The organism is Pseudomonas sp. NPDC090755, from assembly GCF_044769005.1.
Taxonomy (GTDB): Bacteria; Pseudomonadota; Gammaproteobacteria; order Pseudomonadales; family Pseudomonadaceae; genus Aquipseudomonas.
The window spans coordinates 708,498-727,146 of the sequence record NZ_JBIVXC010000001.1; the positions used below are offsets into that span (position 1 = coordinate 708,498).

Consider the following 18,649-nt stretch of genomic DNA (forward strand, 5'->3'; position numbering starts at 1 on the left):
GTGGTTTGTGGGAGCCGGCGATGAGGTCACCGCCCTAGATAAACCTCGATCACCCGGTCATCGGCCTGCACCTGCGCCAGCGAGCCCTCGGCCAGCACACTGCCCTGGTGCAGCACGGTGACGTGGTCGGCAATGCTGCCGACAAAGCCCATGTCGTGCTCGACCACCATCAGCGAATGCTTGCCGGCCAGGCCCTTGAACAGTTCGGCGGTGAATTCGGTCTCGGCATCGGTCATGCCGGCCACCGGTTCGTCGAGCAGCAGCAATTGCGGGTCCTGCATCAGCAGCATGCCGATCTCCAGGAACTGCTTCTGGCCGTGGGACAGCAAGCCGGCCGGGCGTTGGGTCGACGCGGTTAGGCGAATGGTCTGCAGGACCTCATCGATGCGGTCCTTCTGCTCGCCACTCAAGCGCGCGACCAGGCTGGCCAGCACCGACTTGTCGGCCTTCTGCGCCAGCTCCAGGTTCTCGTACACGCTCAGGGCCTCGAACACCGTGGGCTTCTGGAACTTGCGACCGATACCGGCCTGGGCGATCTGCACCTCGCTCATGCGGGTCAGGTCCAGGGTGTCGCCGAACCAGGCCTTGCCGCCGGTAGGGCGGGTCTTGCCGGTGATCACGTCCATCAGGGTGGTCTTGCCGGCGCCATTGGGGCCGATGATGCAGCGCAGTTCGCCGACACCGATGTACAGGTTCAAGGCGTTCAGGGCCTTGAATCCGTCGAAGCTGACGTGGATGTCCTCCAGGGTCAGCACCGTGCCATGACGCACATCCAGGCCCTCGCCGCGTACCTGGCCAAGGCCGATGGCATCGCGGCCGCTGCCGCTATCAAGGATGGGTTCGAGCATGAATTCCGGATGCGCCGGTGGCAGTGGTATGGCTCTCATTGTTCGCCCCTTTTCTTCAGCAGTCCGACCACGCCCCTGGGCAGGTACAAGGTCACCAGGATGAACAGCGCCCCCAGGCAGAACAGCCAGTACTCGGGGAAGGCCACGGTGAACCAGCTCTTCATGCCGTTGACCAGTCCTGCGCCGAGCAACGGACCGATCAGGGTACCGCGCCCGCCGAGGGCCACCCACACGGCGGCTTCGATGGAGTTGGTCGGCGACATTTCGCTGGGGTTGATGATGCCTACCTGGGGTACATACAGCGCTCCGGCCAGGCCGCAGAGCACGGCACTGAGCACCCACACGAACAGCTTGAACCCCCGGGGGTCGTAGCCGCAGAACATCAGGCGGTTCTCGGCATCGCGCAGCGCGGTCAGGACCCGGCCGAATTTACTTCGGGCCAAGCGCCAGCCCAGGTACAGGCTGGCCACCAGCAGGCACACGGTGAGCAGGAACAGCACCGCCCGGGTGCTCTGTGCGGTGATGTCAAAGCCCAGGATGCTGCGAAAGTTGGTGAAGCCGTTGTTGCCGCCAAAACCGGTCTCGTTGCGAAAGAACAGGAGCATGCCGGCGAAGGTCAGGGCCTGGGTCATGATCGAGAAATACACGCCCTTGATCCGCGAGCGGAAGGCGAAGAAGCCGAACACCAGCGCCAGTAACCCCGGCGCCAGCACCACCAGGCACAGGGCCCAGGCGAAGTGCTGGGTGCCGCTCCAGTACCAGGGCAGCTCGCTCCAGGAAAGGAAGGTCATGAACGCCGGCAGGCCGTCACCGGCTGCCTCGCGCATCAGGTACATGCCCATGGCATAGCCACCCAGGGCGAAGAACAGGCCATGGCCCAGCGACAACAGCCCGGCATAGCCCCAGACCAGGTCCAGGGCCAGGGCGACGATGGCGTAGCAGAGGATCTTGCCGACCAGGGTCAAAGTGTAGGCCGAGACCTGGAGGCTGTGGCCGTCGGGCAACAGCGACAACAGCGGCAGGGCCAGCAGAATCAGCAAGGTGGCGGCGCCGACGGCCAGCGTCCAGCGCGGGCCGACCTTGTGGCTGGCGGTTACAAGCAGAGGCTGGTTCATCAGTCGATTACCCGTCCCTTGAGCGCGAAGAGGCCTTGCGGGCGTTTCTGGATGAACAGAATGATCAGCGCAAGGATAAGGATCTTGCCGAGTACCGCACCGATCTGCGGCTCCAGCAGCTTGTTGGCTACCCCCAGGCCGAAGGCTGCCCAGAGGCTGCCGGCGAGCTGGCCGACACCGCCGAGCACCACCACCAGGAAGGAGTCGATGATGTAGCTCTGGCCCAGGTCCGGGCCGACGTTGCCGATCTGGCTCAGGGCCACGCCACCGAGGCCGGCGATGCCCGAGCCGAGGCCGAAGGCGAGCATGTCCACGCGCCCGGTGGGCACGCCGCAGCAGGCGGCCATGTTGCGGTTCTGTGTGACGGCGCGCACGTTCAGGCCCAGGCGTGTGCGGTTGAGCAGCAGCCAGGTCAGCAGCACCACCGCCAGGGCAAAACCGATGATCACCAGGCGGCTGTAGGGAAGAACCAGGTTGGGCAGCACCTGGACACCGCCGGACAGCCACGCCGGGTTGGCCACTTCGACGTTCTGGGCGCCGAACAGCAGACGGATGGCCTGGATCAGGATCAGGCTGATGCCCCAGGTGGCCAGCAGGGTTTCCAGCGGGCGACCGTACAAATGGCGGATGACTGTGCGTTCCAGCAGCATGCCGACCCCGGCGCTGACGGCGAAGGCCACCGGCAGGGCGACCAGTGGATAGAACGCGAGGGCTTCTGGCGCATAGCGTTGCATCAGGACCTGCACCACGTAAGTGGCATAGGCACCGAGCATCAGCATTTCGCCATGGGCCATGTTGATCACCCCGAGCAGGCCGAAAGTGATTGCCAGGCCGAGGGCCGCCAGCAGCAGGATCGATCCCAGGGACAAGCCGCTGAAGGCCTGGCCCAGCAGTTCACCGAACAGCAGCTTGCGCTTGACCTGGGCCAGGCTGGTCTCGGCGGCGGTGCGAACCTTGGCATCGCTTTCAACGCCAGGTTCGAGCAGGGCCTCGAGGCGGGTGCGGGCCATGGGATCGCCGGTTTCACCGAGCAGGCGTACCGCCGCCAGGCGCACGGCAGGATCGCTGTCGACCAGTTGCAGGTTGGCCAGGGCCAGGCCGAGGGCGGCCTGGACCGCCGTATCGGACTCGCTGGCAAAGCGCCGGTCGAGGAAGGCGACCTGGGCCGGTTGTGCACTTTTTTGCAGTTGTTGCGCGGCGACCAGGCGCACGCGTGCATCGTCATGGAGCAGTTGGTGGCTGGCCAGGGCGTTGTCCACCAGGCCGCGCAGACGGTTGTTCAGGCGCAGCTTGCGGGTGTCGCCGGGGGCGATGCGGCCTTGTTGCAGGGCGGTCAGCAACGTCAGCCGGGCCGGGTCGGGTTGCGCCGCCCAGTCCTGGAGCAGGCGGGCCTGGTCGTTGGCCTTGGCGGCAATGAAGTAGTCGGCGTCGCTGGCCTGGGCGACCAGGGGCAGCAGCAGGAACAGGCCGAGTAAGAGGCGCTGGAGGGCCTTGGGCATGGCGGTTTCCTTGTGGGGTGCTTTGGGGGCTCTTCGCGGGGCAAGCCCGCTCCCACAGGGGGTTGTACAACCCAGGTGGGAGCGGGCTTGCCCCGCGATAAACTCAATTACCCTTCACCGCATAGTCCGGCCGCTTGTCATTGCCCGGGATGAACGGGCTCCACGGCTGCGCCCGCACCGGCTGCTCGGTTTCCCAGACCACGTTGAACTGCCCGTCGTCCTGGATCTCGCCGATCATCACCGGCTTGTGCAGGTGGTGGTTGGTCTTGTCCATGGTCAGGGTGTAGCCCGACGGCGCCTTGAAGCTCTGCCCGGCCAGGGCTTGGCGAACCTTGTCGACATCGGTGGACTTGGCCTTTTCCACCGCCTGGGCCCACATGTGGATACCGACGTAGGTGGCTTCCATCGGATCGTTGGTCACCGCCTTATCGGCACCCGGCAGGTTTTTAGCCTTGGCGTAGGCCTTCCAGTCGGCGACGAACTGGCTGTTGACCGGGTTATCCACCGACTCGAAGTAGTTCCACGCCGCCAGGTGACCCACCAATGGCTTGGTATCGATCCCGCGCAGTTCTTCCTCGCCCACGGAGAAGGCCACCACCGGCACGTCGGTGGCTTTCAGGCCCTGGTTGGCCAGTTCCTTGTAGAAGGGCACATTGGAGTCGCCGTTGACCGTGGAGATCACTGCGGTCTTGCCGCCGGCGGAGAATTTCTTGATGTTGGCGACGATGGTCTGGTAATCGCTGTGGCCGAACGGCGTGTACACCTCTTCGATGTCCTTGTCGGCCACGCCCTTGCTGTGCAGGAAGGCGCGCAGGATCTTGTTGGTGGTGCGCGGGTAGACGTAGTCGGTGCCGAGCAGGAAGTAGCGCTTGGCCGCGCCGCCTTCTTCGCTCATCAGGTATTCCACCGCCGGGAGCGCCTGCTGGTTCGGCGCGGCGCCGGTGTAGAAGACGTTGGGCGACATTTCTTCGCCTTCATACTGCACCGGGTAGAACAGCAGGCCGTTGAGCTCCTCGAACACCGGCAGCACCGACTTGCGCGACACCGAGGTCCAACAACCGAACACGACCGCGACCTTGTCCTGGCTCAGCAACTGGCGGCCCTTTTCGGCGAACAGCGGCCAGTTCGACGCCGGGTCGACCACCACCGGCTCCAGCAGCTTGCCGTTGACCCCGCCCTTGGCGTTGATCTGCTCGATGGTCATCAGGGCCATGTCCTTGAGCGAGGTCTCGGAAATCGCCATGGTCCCGGACAGCGAATGCAGGATGCCGACCTTGATGGTCTCGGCGGCCTGGATGCTCCAGCTCAGGCCCATCGCCGCGATGGACGCGCTGAGGGTGAAGGCCTTGATCAGACTGCGACGCTTCATATGTGCTCTCTCCGTTGAGTTCGAATGTGCGCTAAGGCAGATGGCGACTTCGGGAGAGAGCTTTAGCAAGGCCTGTGCCGGACCTGCGAAAGGCTCTGGCACGGGCTTTATGGCGTGGCAGGAGGGAAAGCATGCACCGCCACGGCGCCGAACGGGCGAAGCGGTGCAGCCGGCTGCGCAGTACTGGTGCGCAGCCGGTAAGGGTCAGGCTTGTTGCGCGGTCGCCTGCTGGCGATTGCGGCGCACGAACTGGTAGGTCACCGCCAGCAGCACAAACCACAAGGGTGTGACGACCAGTGCCTGGCGGGTGTCGCTTTCCAGGCTCAGCAGCACCAGGATGAAGGCGAAGAATGCCAGGCACATCACCGCCATGAAGCGTCCACCCGGCATCTTGTACTTCGACGCCTGGTGCAGGGCGGCGCGCTGTTTGCGGTAGCTCAGGTACGACAGCAGGATCAGGGTCCAGACGAACATGAACAGGATCGCCGACACCGTGGTCACCAGGGTGAAGGCTTCGATCAGGTCGGGGATCACGTACATCAGCGCCGCACCCAGCAGCAGGCAGGTGCAGGAGAAGTACAGGCCGTTGGCCGGCACCGAGCGGCTGGACAGGTGTTCGAAGCGGCGTGGCGCATCGCCCTGCTGGGCCAGGCCGAAGAGCATGCGGCTGGTGGAGAACACACCGCTGTTGGCCGAGGACGCTGCCGAGGTCAGTACCACGAAGTTAATGATGCTTGCCGCCGCCGGCAGGCCGGCCAGTACGAACAGCTCGACGAACGGGCTCTTGCCCGGTACTACGTCGCGCCAGGGGGTCACCACCATGATGGTGATCAGCGCCAGCACATAGAACACGATGATTCGCACCGGGATCGAATTGATTGCCCGCGGCAGGGTGCGCTCCGGGTTCTTCGCTTCGGCGGCGGTGGTGCCCACCAGCTCGATGCCGACGAAGGCGAACACGGCGATCTGGAACCCGGCGAAGAAGCCCATCAGGCCATGGGGGAACATGCCGTCGTCATTCCACAGGTTGGCCAGGCTCGCGGTACGTCCGGCCGGCGACTCGAAACCGCTCAGGGCCATGTACAGGCCGGTGCCGACCAGGGCGAGGATGGCGACGATCTTGATCATCGCGAACCAGAACTCGATCTCGCCGAACAGCTTCACCGTGATCAGGTTCAGCGACAGCAGCAGGCCGACACAGGCCAGCGCGGGCGCCCACTGCGGCAGGTCGGGGAACCAGAACTGCGAGTAGGCGGAGATGGCGATGACATCGGCAATGCCGGTGATGATCCAGCAGAACCAGTAGGTCCAGCCGGTGAAGTAACCGGCCCAGGGGCCGAGCAGGTCGGCGGAGAAATCGATGAACGACTTGTACTCCAGGTTCGACAGCAGCAATTCGCCCATGGCGCGCATGACGAAGAACAGCATGAAACCGATGATCATGTAAACGAAGATGATCGAAGGACCGGCCAGGCTGATGGTCTTGCCCGAGCCCATGAACAGCCCGGTACCGATGGCGCCGCCGATGGCGATCAGCTGGATGTGGCGGTTGGACAGGTTGCGTTGCAGGTGTTCATGGTCATCGGGCGTGGGGTGTTGCGGCGACAGGTTCGCGGTCATGGGCAGGCATTCCGTACGGGGCGATTCTCTTGTGCGCCCTAGGCTAACACGCGGCTTTGCGGCGCAGCCGCGACAATACGTCTCAAGACCAAAGGTGGCTTGCGTAGGGTCAGCGTTTGCGCATCAGGCCAATGAAGAACAGGCCGCCGATGGCAGCGGTGGCAATGCCGATCGGCAGGTCCTCGGGTGAAATCAGCGTGCGCGCGGCGACATCGACCCAGATCAGGAACAGGCTGCCTGACAGCAGGCACACCGGCAGCAGGCGGGTATGCTCAGCACCGACCAGGCGCCGGGCGATGTGCGGCACCATCAGGCCGACGAAGCCGATCGAGCCGCTGATTGCCACCAGCACGCCGGTCAGCAGCGAGCAGATCAGGAACGCCAACAGCCGCACCGAGCGGGCATTCAGGCCGAGGGTCACGGCGGTCTGTTCACCTGCCATCAGCGCATTGAGGGCACGGGCCATGCCCAGCAGCAGGGTCAGCCCCAGCAGTACGCTGATCGCCGGAATCGGCAGCAGCTCCCAGCGGGCCAAGCCCAGGCCGCCGAGCATCCAGAACATCACCGCCGAGCTTGCCCGGTGATCGCCGAGAAACAACAGCAGGTTGGCAATCGCCATCATCACAAAGGCCACCGCCACGCCGCACAGCAGCAGCCGGTCGCTGTCCAGGCGGCCATGGCGGCTGGCGATGGCCAGCACCAGCAGCATGCTGCACAGCGCGCCGATGAAGGCCGCCAGGGGCAAGGTCAGCACCCCGAGCAGTTCGCCGATATGCAGCACCACCAGCACCGCGCCGAGGGTCGCACCGGAGGTCACGCCCAACAGGTGCGGGTCGGCCAGGGGGTTGCGGGTGACGGCCTGGAGCACCGCGCCGATCAGCGCCAGGCCACCGCCGACCAGCGCCGCCAGCAGCATGCGCGGTACACGGATCAGCCAGACGATATGTTCCTGGCCGGTGGTCCAGGCGGGCACCTCGGGGGCGATACCGAACAGCTTGAACAGCAGCACCCGCCACACCACCTCGACCGGCACCGGGGCGGCACCGAAACCCAGCGACACCACGCAGGACACCAGCAACAGGCCGCTCAGACCGAGCAACAGCAGACGATAGCGACTCATGCGCCGTGCAGGCCCGCAGCGATGGCTTCGATGGCTTCGACGTTTTCCAGGCTTGGTGTCGCGGCCACGTAGGGGATGACCACGAAACGCTTGTCACGGATCGCCGGCACCGACTGCAGCGCCGGGTGCTGTTCGAGGAACGCCTGCTTCTGGGCCGCGCTGACTTCGCCGTAGTCGACGATGACGATCAGTTCGGGGTTGCGCTCGACCACGCTTTCCCAGTTGACCCGGGTCCAGCTGGCCTCGATATCGTCCAGCACGTTACGGCCACCAGCGGCCTCGATCAGGGCCTGGGGTATGCCCAGGCGGCCGGAGGTCATGGCCCGATCCTCGCCGCTGTCATAGAGGAACACCCGGGGACGCTGCGCGGGCAGCTGTTGCTGCACGGTGGCGACCCGCTGCTGCATCTGCCCGATCAATTGCTCGGCGCGATCCTGCACATCGAAGATCCGGCCCAGGTTGCGCAGGTCGTTGTAGGTGTCGTCAAGGCGGGCGGCCGGGCGCTTCATGACGAAGGCGCAGGACTCGGTCAGCTCGTACACCGGGATGCCCAGGGGCGCCAGGCTCTGTGGGGTCAGGTCGCCGCCGATGCGCATGCCGTAGTCCCAGCCGGCGAAGAAGAAATCGACGTTGGCATCGAGCAGGGTTTCCACCGACGGGTACTTGCTGGCCAGCTCCGGCAGGCCATCGAGCTCCTTGCGCAGTTCGGGTGTGACGGCCTTCCAGCCGCTCACGCCGCTGTAGCCGACCATGCGCTGGCGCAGGCCGAGGGCGAGCATCATCTGGGTCATGTTGATGTCGTGGCTCAGGGCACGCTCGGGGGCCTTGTTGAAGGTCACCTGGCGGTTGCAGCTTTGCACGGTCAACGGGTACTGGCTGGCCTGGGCGAATGCGCTGGCGTTGGCGAGCAGGCCCAGCAAGAGAAGCAGGGTGGTTCGAATCATCGCTGGGTTATCCAGGTAAGGCGTGGGTGGTCGGCCAGGGGGTGACGGTCGATCAGCGCCTGCACGCCGAAGACGTCATGCAGCAGTTCGACCGTGAGCACTTCACTCGGTGTGCCGCTGGCAACAATGCGACCGTGGTCCAGCACATACAGGCGGTCACAGAAGGCGGCGGCCAGGTTCAGGTCATGGATGCTCGCCAGGGTGCCGATGCCCAGGCGCCGGACCTGTTGCAGCAACTCCAGCTGGTAGCGTGGATCGAGGTGGTTGGTCGGTTCGTCGAGGATCAGCAGTTGCGGTTGCTGGACCAGGGCGCGGGCGAGAATGACACGCTGCTTTTCGCCACCTGACAGGCTGGCGAAGGCGTGATCGTCGAAACCTGCAAGGCCCACGGTCTGCAAGGCTTCCCGGACCAGGCGACGGTCTTGCTCGTTGTCACCATCGAACAGACCTTTGTGCGGGGTGCGGCCCATGGCGACAACTTCCTCGACGTTCAGGCCGAAGGCATCGGGAAACTCCTGCAGGACCACGGCAATGCGCTGGGCGCACCAGCGTGGCGACTGTCGCCACAGGTCGTGCTCATCCAGGTGCACCTGGCCGCGCTCCGGTTTGTTGAAGCGGTAGGCGCAGCGCAGCAGGCTGGTCTTGCCGCTGCCGTTGGGACCGATCAGGCCGACGAACTCCCCGGCGCCGACCTTGAGATCGACCTCGCGCAACTGGAACTGATGATGACAATGGCCGTGGCCCAGGGGCGACCAGTGCAGGCCGCTGATACTCAGGGTGCTCATGAAGATCCTGCGGCCCTGCCGGGCCATTGCCGGCAGGACCCTGTCAAAAACGGGCACCCATGGTAGCGGATTTGCCCCGCAGCCGCTGGCGCAGTACCTCGAACTGCGCAAGGGAGGCCTGACGGTCTCCATCGCAGCCTGCGGCAGCGGCTACGGGGGTAGGGTTTGCCTGAGGGTTTCAGAAGCGTCCCGCATCGCTTCGGGATATTTCCTATGTTGATTGCACGTGCCGTCGTGACAGGCTTCACGGCCCCCTGACAAAGGTGGAAATCGATCCCTTACCAGGCCCCCCTTACGATGCACGCTCATGACTGAAGACCTTCAGAACGCACTGGCGTTCTTCCAGCCAGCGCCGTCCGGCTGGCTTTCCGGTGTCCGGCAGCGCGCCGAAGACAGCGGCACCTGGCTGTGGGAAACCCTGCAAGGCGACTTCCATGACGACCCCACCACGGCGCAGATCGTCACCGGTACGGTGATCTCCATGGTGCCGCTGGTGGACCAGCTCTGCGACATTCGCGACTTCATCGCCAACTGCCGCAAGATCGACCAGGACAGCAGCGATACCGGTGCCTGGATTGCCATGGTGCTGACCCTGATCGGGGCGCTGCCGATCATCGGCTCGTTGTTCAAGGGCTGCCTCAAGGTGATGTTCCACGCGGCACGGCGCAGGTTTCACAGTGCCCTCAAGCCCACGGAGCGTGACACGGCGATGATCGAGCAGGGCGTACGTCTGCTGGACCGTTACCTGGGCATTGCGGTGGTGCGCAAGCGATTGGCCCAGATGGATATCTACAACATCCATCAGTACCTGGCGGAAAAAGTCGATGCGCTCAAGGACCAGCTCAACGTGAACCTGCTGCTGGACGGCTTCAAGACCCTGTTGGACGCTACCCGTGGCTTGATGAAACTCGTCACCGACTGGGCCCCGGCCTCGCTCACAGCACCGGTGCAAGCGTTGGCGGCTGTTCTGGAGCGGGTGTCCGCCCAGGCCCGCGCCGGGGTGGAGCAGGCGATCGGCCCGACCCGGGATTACCTGGACGCACTGGCCAACCGCCTGCGGGTGGAGGCCGACAACGCCTACCGCGTGCGGCCGGGCAACAATGTTCATGTGCTGGGGCAGCGGGCCGATGCTGAGTTGGAGCTGATGAAGCAGCGGCGGCCGGAGTGGGTGGATGAGGTTGTGAAGGCGAAGTTTGCGGCGATTAGAGACCTGCCACCCGGCGCCGTGGACAATATTGCCAACGGTTGGCCGGATATTCGTGTCACCTCCGGGAGCCCACCCTTACAAGGTAAGTTCACTACCTTCGATGATTCTCTGCGAGCTTCGTCGGTCTCAGGGGGAGAACGACTCTATCGAGTGGTGGAGCCCGGTATGAACTCCTATGACAACGGCACGTTCTGGATGCGTGAAGCCGAGTTCCAGAAACTGACTTCCAAAGGTGAATGGCGACGTCACTTCGCCGTCTGGAAACACTGGAATGAGAATGGCGAATATGTGGTGTACACCGTGCCGCCGGGCCAGCCCCTCAAGGTCTGGGAGGGGCGGGCAGCGACGCAGAAATTTGACTCCGCAGATGCCTACAAGCTGGAAGGTGGACGAGAGCAGATCTTGTTGAATCCAGATGACCTGAAACCGGAATTTGTAAGCCCCCGAAGAGCAACTGGCTGGGGATACGACGACGGCACGGGCGATCCCGACCTGGACCCGCTCAAGCCCTTTCTGGGGCTGCCCGAGCTCACCCATAACTGGTACCCGAATTAAGGAGTCCCCCATGGCTGTATTACATCCCCTGGAGTGCTACCTGCTCGAAGCTTTCAGTTGCGCCAAGCATATCGCGGCTACCCGCGATCAGGTTATCGAACTGATCGATGCCCACGAGGCTGCCTATGCCCGCCTGCAACAGGAGCTCGACCCACACCAGCGCAACAAACCGTTATGGCAACAGGCTGATGTGACCTGGGGAACACGGGTATTGCCGAACATACGGCCTGCCCGAGAACGTTACATCAAGGCTTACATCCTGCGTACCCATAACGATCCGAGTGCCTTTGGAGGGGTAGGTAACACATTAAGCAACTGGAATCGTGGCATCAGCGAGTTCTGGGATGGCTGGATGACCGAGGAGGAGAAAAAGCGCATCTCGTTAGCGCAAGACGTGGCCACCAAGCTGGATATGCGGATAGGGGCAACAACCGGGGGGGAATGGCGTGAAGGTTCTTTGACGTACATTGGGCAAGGTGGTCAGTATGAGGTGGCTGAATTACCCCGGCGCATCCCTCGTTACGTGCTGGACCCCAGTGTTCGAATTGAAAAGGATGAAGGCGCCAAGCAGATCGGCATCTATCTACCAGACATTGAATTCGCGGCGGCGCAATTGTTGTATCCCACTCGATTCGAGGGCGGTGTACGGGCGCTTCAGGGGGTAAGTCGCAGTGACTATGTCAGCGAACACACCGGAAAACGCGCCTACAACTGGACGGAATCCCGATGGGCGGAGACTGGCTGGACCCTGATTCGTCGCGTTGAAGGCGAGTTCATCGAAGTTCCGGAGCGCGGCTTCTTTCCCCGGGGCGAGCCCGAGGAGCTGTACCGCTGGCCTGAGCGCGAAGCGCAGTTCATCACGCGGGAGGGGGAGTTCATCAGCGGCTGGTCCGGTGAACCGGCCAGCCATAGCGGCAAGTGGTCGACTTTTGGCCGAAAGGGCTTCGAGTACGAGGACCTGCAGCAAGGCCAGCGCCTGCCGTACAAGGACGCGCAGGCAGTGAAGTGGACGCTGATCAAACGTGTCGATGGCGGGTCGTGTACTGAGCCGCCACCTTCCGTTCGCCCCCTGGAGGAACCTGGGTCGACTTGACATCGAATCAGGTCCTGAGTGCTGACGCCGTACTGCTCTTTAGATGTTTGCTTTAAAGCAGCGGGTCGTGACAGTTTGTGGTCGCTTCGCGCCCGATCGCAGTCTGCGGCAGCGGCTACACACCCATTTCCACTTTCGGCCCCAGGCGGGACAGCACTCCCCAATCCAGGACCAGAATCGCCAGCAGTGAGGCCCCCACGAGCGGAAATGCCACCCCCAGGCCAGCCATGATCACGATCGCCGTCTTCCACTTCGGCAGATCATGACGCAGCGGCGGCACTCCCAGGCTCCCCTGTGGACGACGCTTCCACCACATCACCAGGCCACTCACCGAGCCCAACAGGATCATCAGGCATACCAGCAGGATAATGATCTGGTTCAGTGGGCCGAACATCTTGCCTTCATGCAGCATCACGCCCACTTCCGTGGCGCGGGCGACGCCGTTGTAGTCCTGCCAGCGCACATCCACCAGGACCTTGCCGGTGTACTGGTCGACATGCAGGGTGGCGTCGTTGCGCGGGTCGTCGGCGAACACGGCGATGGTGTACACGCCGTCGGCGCTGGTGGGCAGTGTGATGCTGTAGCCAGGCTCGACCGCGTTGCTGCCGGCCAGGTCCTGGACCTGCTGCAGGCTGATCTGCGGCGCGGCCGGGGCGCTTGAACCCATGTCGTGGCCGGCATGCTCGGCGTGGGCACCGGACTGCGGCATCGGCGTATTTTCCACCGCCCAGGGGACGGTCTGGCGGGTCGCGCTGTTGAGTTCGCGGGCCTGCTGGTCGGACTTGGGCACATCATTCCACATGGTCGCCGGGAAGCTGTTCCAGACATCGGCGTAATGCTTGCCCCAGAAGCCGGTCCAGGTCATGCCGCTGAGCAGCATCAACAGCAGCAGCGCCGAGCCCCAGAAACCGGTGACCGCATGCAGGTCGCGCCAGAGCAGGCGCCCGCGGGCATTCAGGCGAGGCCAGAGCACACCCGCCGAGCGCGCTCCGCGTGGCCACCACAAGTACAGGCCGGAGACCACCAGCACCACGCCCCAGCCGGCCGCCAGTTCCACCAGGCGGTCACCGACGGTGCCGATCATCAGCTCGCCATGCAGAGCGCGGGCGACGGCTTGCAGGTTGGCTTTCGCGTCCTGTTCGCCCAGCAGCCTGCCGTCATAGGGGTTGATGAACACATTCAGTTCTCGGCCGCCGTCCTGGACCACGAACTGCGCGCTACGGTCCGCGCTGGTGGCGGGCAGGTACTGGCTGACCTGTCCCTTGGGGTAGGCCGCGCGCACCTGGTGCAGCAGGTGGTCGGCGCTCTCTGGGTGATGCCCGGCCTCGACCACCATCAGGTCGCGGTAGAGCAAAGGATCGAGTTGCGGCTTGAACAGGTAGATGATCCCGGTGATCGCCAGCAGGATCATGAACGGGGCGACGAACAGCCCTGCATAGAAGTGCCAGCGCCAGGCCAGGTTGTAGAAGGAAACCGACGGTTTGCTCATGGTGTGCTCCCATGTTGCCAAAGTAGGGCGCGATCGCTGATCGCGCCCCGGTGGTGGATCAGAAACTCAGGTCGACCTTGGTCCAGAGCGTGCGCCCCGGCTCGTTGATCGCTTGTGGATCACTTGCCGGGTAGCCGAAGCCGGCGTTGCCCGCCAGGTTCAGGTGTTCGGCGTATGCCTTGTCGAACAGGTTGTCGACCCCGGCACTGAGCTTGAGGTGCTGACTGACCCTGTAGCTGCCATTGAGCGAGAACACCCCAAAGCCTGAACTTTTCTCGTAGTCCTTGCCGACCACATTGCCGTAGCCCTCGGCAATACGGTTCTGCGCGGCCACCACCCGCCACAGGGCGCCGGCGCTCCAGTCGTCGCGGCTGTAGGTCAGGCCCAGGCGGCTTTCCAGAGGTGGCATCTGTGGAAGCGCTTTGCCATCACTGCTGTTCTTGCCCCAAGCGTAGGCCAGTGTCGCGTCGGCTTTCCAGTTCGGGGTCAGGTTGTAGGCAGCGCCCAGTTCGCCACCCATGATCCGGGCGTCGATGTTCTGTGCCCGGGAGGTGCTCATGCCCATCATTGCGCTGCGGTAGTCGAACAGGATGTAGTCGCGGATCTGCCCGACGTAGCCCGAGGCCCAGGCCTGCAGGTCATCGGTCTGGTACTGGATGCCAAAGTCGAGCTGGGTGGTCTTCTCCGGCTTGATGCTGTCGAAGGCATTGACCGAGCCTGCCGGGCCGGACTTGGGCGAGAACAGCTCCCAGTAGTCGGGAAAGCGCTGGGCGTGCCCCAGGCCGATGTAGGTGGTGGCGGGCATTTCGACCAGGTCGTGTTCGTAGCGGACGAAGGCGCTGGGCAGGGTGTCGGCACGGGTATCGCCGTTGGTGGGGCTGGTGGCACGGTAGTCCTTGGCCGAGGCGCGGTCCAGGCGGGCGCCGGTGATCAGTCGGTCCTGGTCGGCGGCGTACCAGGTCAGTTCACCGAACACCCCGTAGTTGTGGAAGTCGGCGTCCTTGGTCCAGGGCATCTGCTTGTGCACATCGATGCCCATGCCGCCGCGCTGACGGTGTTCGTTGGTCTGTGCATCGACACCGGCAATCAGTTGCAACTCGCTCCAGCGCCAGGTGCCCTTGACCCGGCCACCCAGGGTACGGCGGTCGACGTTGCTGACCATCGGCATGCCCATCATGCCCATGCCCGAGGGCGTGCGCAGGCTGTAGTTGTCCATCACGTGGTCGGCGTAGTTGTAGTAGACCTGGGCTTCGAGCTTGTCCCAGACCTCGCCGATGCTGGACTTTTCGAAGCGCAGGCCCAGGCTTTCGCGTTTGAACTGCGAACCGTCCATGCCGCGTCCGGCGTAGCGGGCCTCGCCATCGCCCTTGCCGGCGGTGAGCTCGACCAGGGTGTCGGCATCCGGTGTCCAGCCCAGGGCTACGTCACCGTTCCATTTGTCCCAGCGCGATGGCACGGTGTCGCCGTTGCCGTCTTCGTAGTCGTCGGCGTGCGATTGGTTGCCGACAAAGCGCGCATAGCCCAGTTGGTTGCCCGCCGCTGTGTCGACCAGCTTGTCGAAGCGGCCATTGGAACCGGCCAGCAGGCTGGCATTGACGCGGCTGCCGAGCTCACCGAATTTCTCCGGGTCGCGGTCGAAGAGAATGGTCCCGGCCGAAGCCCCCGGGCCCCAGATCACGCTTTGCGGGCCCTTGATCACGGTCAGGCGGTCATATGTCTCCGGCGAGATGTAGGAGGTGGGGGCGTCCATGCGATTGGGGCAGGCGCCGAGCATCACGCCGCCGTTGGTGAGGATGTTCAACCGTGAGCCGAACATGCCGCGCAGGACCGGATCGCCATTGGTGCCGCCGGCGCGGATTGCCGAGAAGCCGGGAATGGTCTTGAGGTAGTCGGCGCCGTCGCTGGCCGGCACGGGCTGGCGCGGCTCCTTGGGGTTGGTGACGATGGTCAGGGGCGAACTGGGGGCCACGGCGGTGATGACCGTCGGGCTCAGTTCATTGTGCTCGTGAGGGTGTTCGTCACCCTGAGGGCTGGCGGCCACGGCCAGGGGGCTGAGCAGGGTACCGCAGAGCGCGGCGAGGGTCCCTTGCAGGGACAGGCGAAAAACAGCAGTGCAGCCGGACATAGTGATTCCAACATCGATCAGTCATGAGGGCACGCAAGGTCCGCGGCATGAGGCCGGACGCTTGTGCGCAAACGGTGTATTCAGACGACGATGAAAGACGGCGGTGCGCGGGGCCTGGCCCCAGGGAAGACCGTATGCCGCGCATGCCCCCGGTGAGGCGGGACCAGCAGCGGGCTGCCGGAGGGAAGGGGATCGGTGTTGAGCAGGCTCAGGGCCTGGGGCAGCGCCGGGCAGTGGAAGAACAGGCTGCAATAGCCACACTTCTCCCAGACCATGTTCAGGGAGGGGCTGTTGCGATGGTGGCTGTCACCGTGGCAGTCGGCAGCGCCTTCCATGCTCATGCTCATGCCTGCCGGCATGGCACGGTGATCCATCGGCATCGACTGGGAAACCAGTGGGCCGATAAAGATCATCAACATGGCGAACAGGCTCAGCCAGCTGCCGCGCGCCCTTCGGGTGTCAGGGCGGGTGGGGCGGGTGAGTCTGCTGCGGGCGATGCTCATGGCGCGCCGCGCTTGGCGATCAGTGCGAGTGGGCCGCTTCTTCAGGCGCCTGCTTCTGCACCGCGACCTCGACGGTGATATCGCCGGCTTTCTGGAAGTGCAGGGTCAGCGGGAAGCGCTTGCCATCGCTGAGCAGGCTGCGGTCCTTGGGTTGCATCAGCATCACGTGGTAGGCCCCCGGGGCGAAGACCAGGTCCTTGCCGGCGGGCACCTCGACACGCTGTACCTGCTGCATCTTCATCAGGCCGTCCTTGTGCACATGCTCGTGCAACTGGGCGTCGTCGCTGATCGGGCTGTCGACGCCGAGCAAGGTGTCGGCAGTGTTGCCGCTGTTGTGGACGATGAAGTAGGCGGCCACGTTGGGCGCGTTGGGCGGCAGTTCCTGCGACCACGGGTGGGCGATATGCAGGTCACCCTTGGTGTATTCGTGGGCGTTGGCAAAGGTCGCCGGCAGCAACAGCGCAGCCAGCAGCAGGGCGTTCTTGATCATGGTGATTCTCCGGTCGATTTGGGGTTGCAGCAGTGTGCGCAGTGAAGTCAGACCAGAGGAGAGGCGCGGGGGTTGAGGGCTGGCCACAGTTGCCGTGGCGTGGGCTGGTATGCAGCGAGCAGCGGCTCCAGCGTGTCGGGCAGTACGGGTGGTGTGGTCAGGCGTGGTACATGCCCCGGCAGTGCCAGCAAGGGCGCTGCGCCGGAGCAGCACCAGCAGTGTTGCATGCCGGAATGGTCATCGCCCTGCTGACCGAGGTCGAGCTTGCCCAGGGCCATGATTTCGGGTGTGGCCTTGGCGCCCACACTCGAACAGAACGCACCCCACAGGAGTTGCTCGGCCGGCCCCTTGGGCGCGGCGGACGCCAACGGCATGGCCAGCAGATTGAACAGCACTGCGAAGCAGGCGATCCAGGCAATGGCGGGCCGATGTGAGGACATGAGGCGTTCCGGTTGGAATCAGGTGGTGGCTATTGTAACCCCCAGTGTAGGCAAAATTGCCGAGGGTGCGGTGAATTACCGCACCCCTGAGGGCCTTGTCCTAGACCGGCTTGTTGCGACCCATCAAGCCGCGCACGGTTTCCTGCAGGTCGGCCGGCAGTACCACGACCTTGGCGTTGTCGCTGCTGGCCAGGGACTCCATCGCGCCGATGTAGCGTTCGCCCAGTAGGTACATGGCCGGGGTGATCTCGGTGCCCACCGCTTCCTTGACCAGGGTGATCGAGCGTGCCGAAGCCTCGGCGAGATTGATCTGCGCCTCGGCATCGAGCTTGGCCGCCTGCTGGCGTGCCTGGGCCTCGAGGATCGCCGCCTGCTTGGCGCCCTCGGCACGGGTCACGTCGGCCTTGCGTTCACGCTCGGCGGCGGCCTGGCGCTCCATGGCCGCCTGCATGTTTTCCGAGGGCTTGATGTCCTGGATTTCCACCGAACGCACGGTCACGCCCCAGTCTTCAGTTTGCTCGGACATGGCCTCACGCAGGCGCGCCTTGATCTGTTCGCGGCTGGACAGTGCTTCGTCGAGGTCCATGGCGCCGACTATCGCGCGTAGGGCGGTCATGGTCAGGCTGGTCACGGCGAAGGAAAAGTCCTGCACGCCGTAGGCGGCTTTCTGCGGGTCGACGACCTTGGCGAAACACAGGGCATTGGCGACGATCACCGCGTTGTCGCGGGTGATGATCTCCTGCTGCTGCACATCGAGGATGATGTCCTTGGTGGGCAGGCGGTAGGCGACCACATCCACGTAGGGGATGACGATGTTCAGGCCTGGCTTGAGGGTGCTGTGGTAGCGACCCAGGCGCTCGACAATCCACTCTTCGCCCTGGGGCACGATGCGCACCCCCTTGAACAGGGTGACGATGACGAACAGGGCGATAGTGCTGACGACAATGAGGCTGGTCATGAGGCGAACATTCCTTTTGCGGGTCAGGCCCGGGTAACGCGGGCGGTATTGCCTTCGATGGCGGTGAGGCGAACACGCTCGCCGGACTGGATCTCGGCATCGGCGATGCACACCCACTCTTCGTTGCCGAGGATGGGTTTCTGGAAGCGCACGCGGCCTTTCTGGAATTCCGAGACCGTGGCCGTGAGCAGGCCGACCTGGCCGATCACATCGTCGGCGGTCCAGCGGGTGTCAGGCTGCTTCTTGCGAAACACCTTGAACCACAGGACGGTGATGAGCGAGGAGAACGCCACCCACAACAGCATCTGCATGTCCAATTGCAGGCTTGGTGCCAGATAGGCGACCAGCGACACCAGTACGGCGCCGATGCCGAACCAGAGGATGAAGAAGGTGGGCAGGAGCAGTTCGAGCACAATCAGGCCGAAACCGAACACCAGCCAGATCCACCATTGCATGTCCATATGGGCGAGTCTTCCTGAGGAGGAGCGG

17 protein-coding genes are annotated in these 18,649 nt (G+C 64.2%); 2 read left to right on the forward strand and 15 right to left on the reverse strand.

All coding sequences use genetic code 11. The annotated features are described in order from the left end of the window. Positions 1–26 precede the first annotated feature (26 nt). The 8 genes from urtD to ACIQUS_RS03290 all read right to left on the reverse strand — a co-directional run bounded on the left by urtD (position 27) and on the right by ACIQUS_RS03290 (position 9,300). Positions 27–848 carry an urea ABC transporter ATP-binding protein UrtD gene (urtD, locus tag ACIQUS_RS03255; protein ID WP_403043047.1) on the reverse strand — a complete coding sequence of 274 codons (822 nt, stop codon included), beginning with the start codon at positions 846–848 and terminating at the stop codon, positions 27–29. Between the two features lie 35 nt (positions 849–883). Continuing rightward, a complete protein-coding gene (gene urtC, locus ACIQUS_RS03260) occupies positions 884–1,963 on the reverse strand; it encodes an urea ABC transporter permease subunit UrtC (protein ID WP_403042778.1) in 1,080 nt (359 codons plus the stop codon). After that, positions 1,963–3,462 carry an urea ABC transporter permease subunit UrtB gene (urtB, locus tag ACIQUS_RS03265; RefSeq protein ID WP_403042781.1) on the reverse strand — a complete coding sequence of 500 codons (1,500 nt, stop codon included), beginning with the start codon at positions 3,460–3,462 and terminating at the stop codon, positions 1,963–1,965. Before urtB ends, urtC begins: the two co-directional genes overlap by 1 nt. A gap of 103 nt (positions 3,463–3,565) precedes the next feature. Beyond that, positions 3,566–4,831: an urea ABC transporter substrate-binding protein gene (gene urtA / locus ACIQUS_RS03270; protein WP_403042784.1), complete on the reverse strand. Its 1,266-nt coding sequence runs from the start codon at positions 4,829–4,831 to the stop codon at positions 3,566–3,568. Between the two features lie 204 nt (positions 4,832–5,035). After that, a complete protein-coding gene (cycA, locus tag ACIQUS_RS03275) occupies positions 5,036–6,451 on the reverse strand; it encodes a D-serine/D-alanine/glycine transporter (protein WP_403042787.1) in 1,416 nt (471 codons plus the stop codon). Positions 6,452–6,560: 109 nt separating this feature from the next. After that, entirely contained in the window at positions 6,561–7,571 is a 1,011-nt protein-coding gene (locus ACIQUS_RS03280; RefSeq protein WP_403042789.1) for a FecCD family ABC transporter permease, read from the reverse strand. Next, the gene (locus tag ACIQUS_RS03285; RefSeq protein WP_403042792.1) at positions 7,568–8,515 is read right to left on the reverse strand and encodes an ABC transporter substrate-binding protein; all 948 of its coding nucleotides are present in this window, start codon (positions 8,513–8,515) and stop codon (positions 7,568–7,570) included. Before ACIQUS_RS03285 ends, ACIQUS_RS03280 begins: the two co-directional genes overlap by 4 nt. Next, positions 8,512–9,300: an ABC transporter ATP-binding protein gene (locus ACIQUS_RS03290; RefSeq protein WP_403042795.1), complete on the reverse strand. Its 789-nt coding sequence runs from the start codon at positions 9,298–9,300 to the stop codon at positions 8,512–8,514. The genes ACIQUS_RS03285 and ACIQUS_RS03290 overlap by 4 nt, the downstream gene beginning before the upstream one ends. Positions 9,301–9,607: 307 nt before the next feature. Here ACIQUS_RS03290 and ACIQUS_RS03295 point away from each other — a divergent pair, with 307 nt between their 5' ends. Both ACIQUS_RS03295 and ACIQUS_RS03300 read left to right on the forward strand, forming a co-directional pair. Next, on the forward strand, positions 9,608–11,062 hold the full coding sequence (locus tag ACIQUS_RS03295) for a hypothetical protein (RefSeq protein ID WP_403042797.1): 1,455 nt from the start codon (positions 9,608–9,610) through the stop codon (positions 11,060–11,062). 10 nt (positions 11,063–11,072) lie between these two features. Further along, a complete protein-coding gene (locus ACIQUS_RS03300; RefSeq protein WP_403042799.1) occupies positions 11,073–12,155 on the forward strand; it encodes a hypothetical protein in 1,083 nt (360 codons plus the stop codon). A 115-nt stretch (positions 12,156–12,270) separates the two neighbouring features. Here the strand turns inward: ACIQUS_RS03300 and ACIQUS_RS03305 are convergent, their stop codons facing one another. From ACIQUS_RS03305 to ACIQUS_RS03335, 7 genes are all read right to left on the reverse strand, one after another. After that, complete coding sequence (locus tag ACIQUS_RS03305; protein ID WP_403042802.1) at positions 12,271–13,644, reverse strand: PepSY-associated TM helix domain-containing protein; 1,374 nt, start codon at positions 13,642–13,644, stop codon at positions 12,271–12,273. 58 nt (positions 13,645–13,702) lie between these two features. Next, entirely contained in the window at positions 13,703–15,769 is a 2,067-nt protein-coding gene (locus ACIQUS_RS03310; RefSeq protein WP_403042805.1) for a TonB-dependent copper receptor, read from the reverse strand. Between the two features lie 80 nt (positions 15,770–15,849). Further along, a complete protein-coding gene (locus tag ACIQUS_RS03315) occupies positions 15,850–16,272 on the reverse strand; it encodes a DUF2946 domain-containing protein (protein WP_403042807.1) in 423 nt (140 codons plus the stop codon). A 19-nt stretch (positions 16,273–16,291) separates the two neighbouring features. Further along, on the reverse strand, positions 16,292–16,762 hold the full coding sequence (locus tag ACIQUS_RS03320) for a copper chaperone PCu(A)C (protein ID WP_403042810.1): 471 nt from the start codon (positions 16,760–16,762) through the stop codon (positions 16,292–16,294). A 47-nt stretch (positions 16,763–16,809) separates the two neighbouring features. After that, on the reverse strand, positions 16,810–17,202 hold the full coding sequence (locus ACIQUS_RS03325; RefSeq protein WP_403042813.1) for a DUF2946 domain-containing protein: 393 nt from the start codon (positions 17,200–17,202) through the stop codon (positions 16,810–16,812). A gap of 100 nt (positions 17,203–17,302) precedes the next feature. Continuing rightward, positions 17,303–18,160: an SPFH domain-containing protein gene (locus tag ACIQUS_RS03330; RefSeq protein ID WP_403042816.1), complete on the reverse strand. Its 858-nt coding sequence runs from the start codon at positions 18,158–18,160 to the stop codon at positions 17,303–17,305. 23 nt (positions 18,161–18,183) lie between these two features. After that, positions 18,184–18,621 carry an NfeD family protein gene (locus ACIQUS_RS03335; RefSeq protein ID WP_403042818.1) on the reverse strand — a complete coding sequence of 146 codons (438 nt, stop codon included), beginning with the start codon at positions 18,619–18,621 and terminating at the stop codon, positions 18,184–18,186. Positions 18,622–18,649 lie beyond the last annotated feature (28 nt).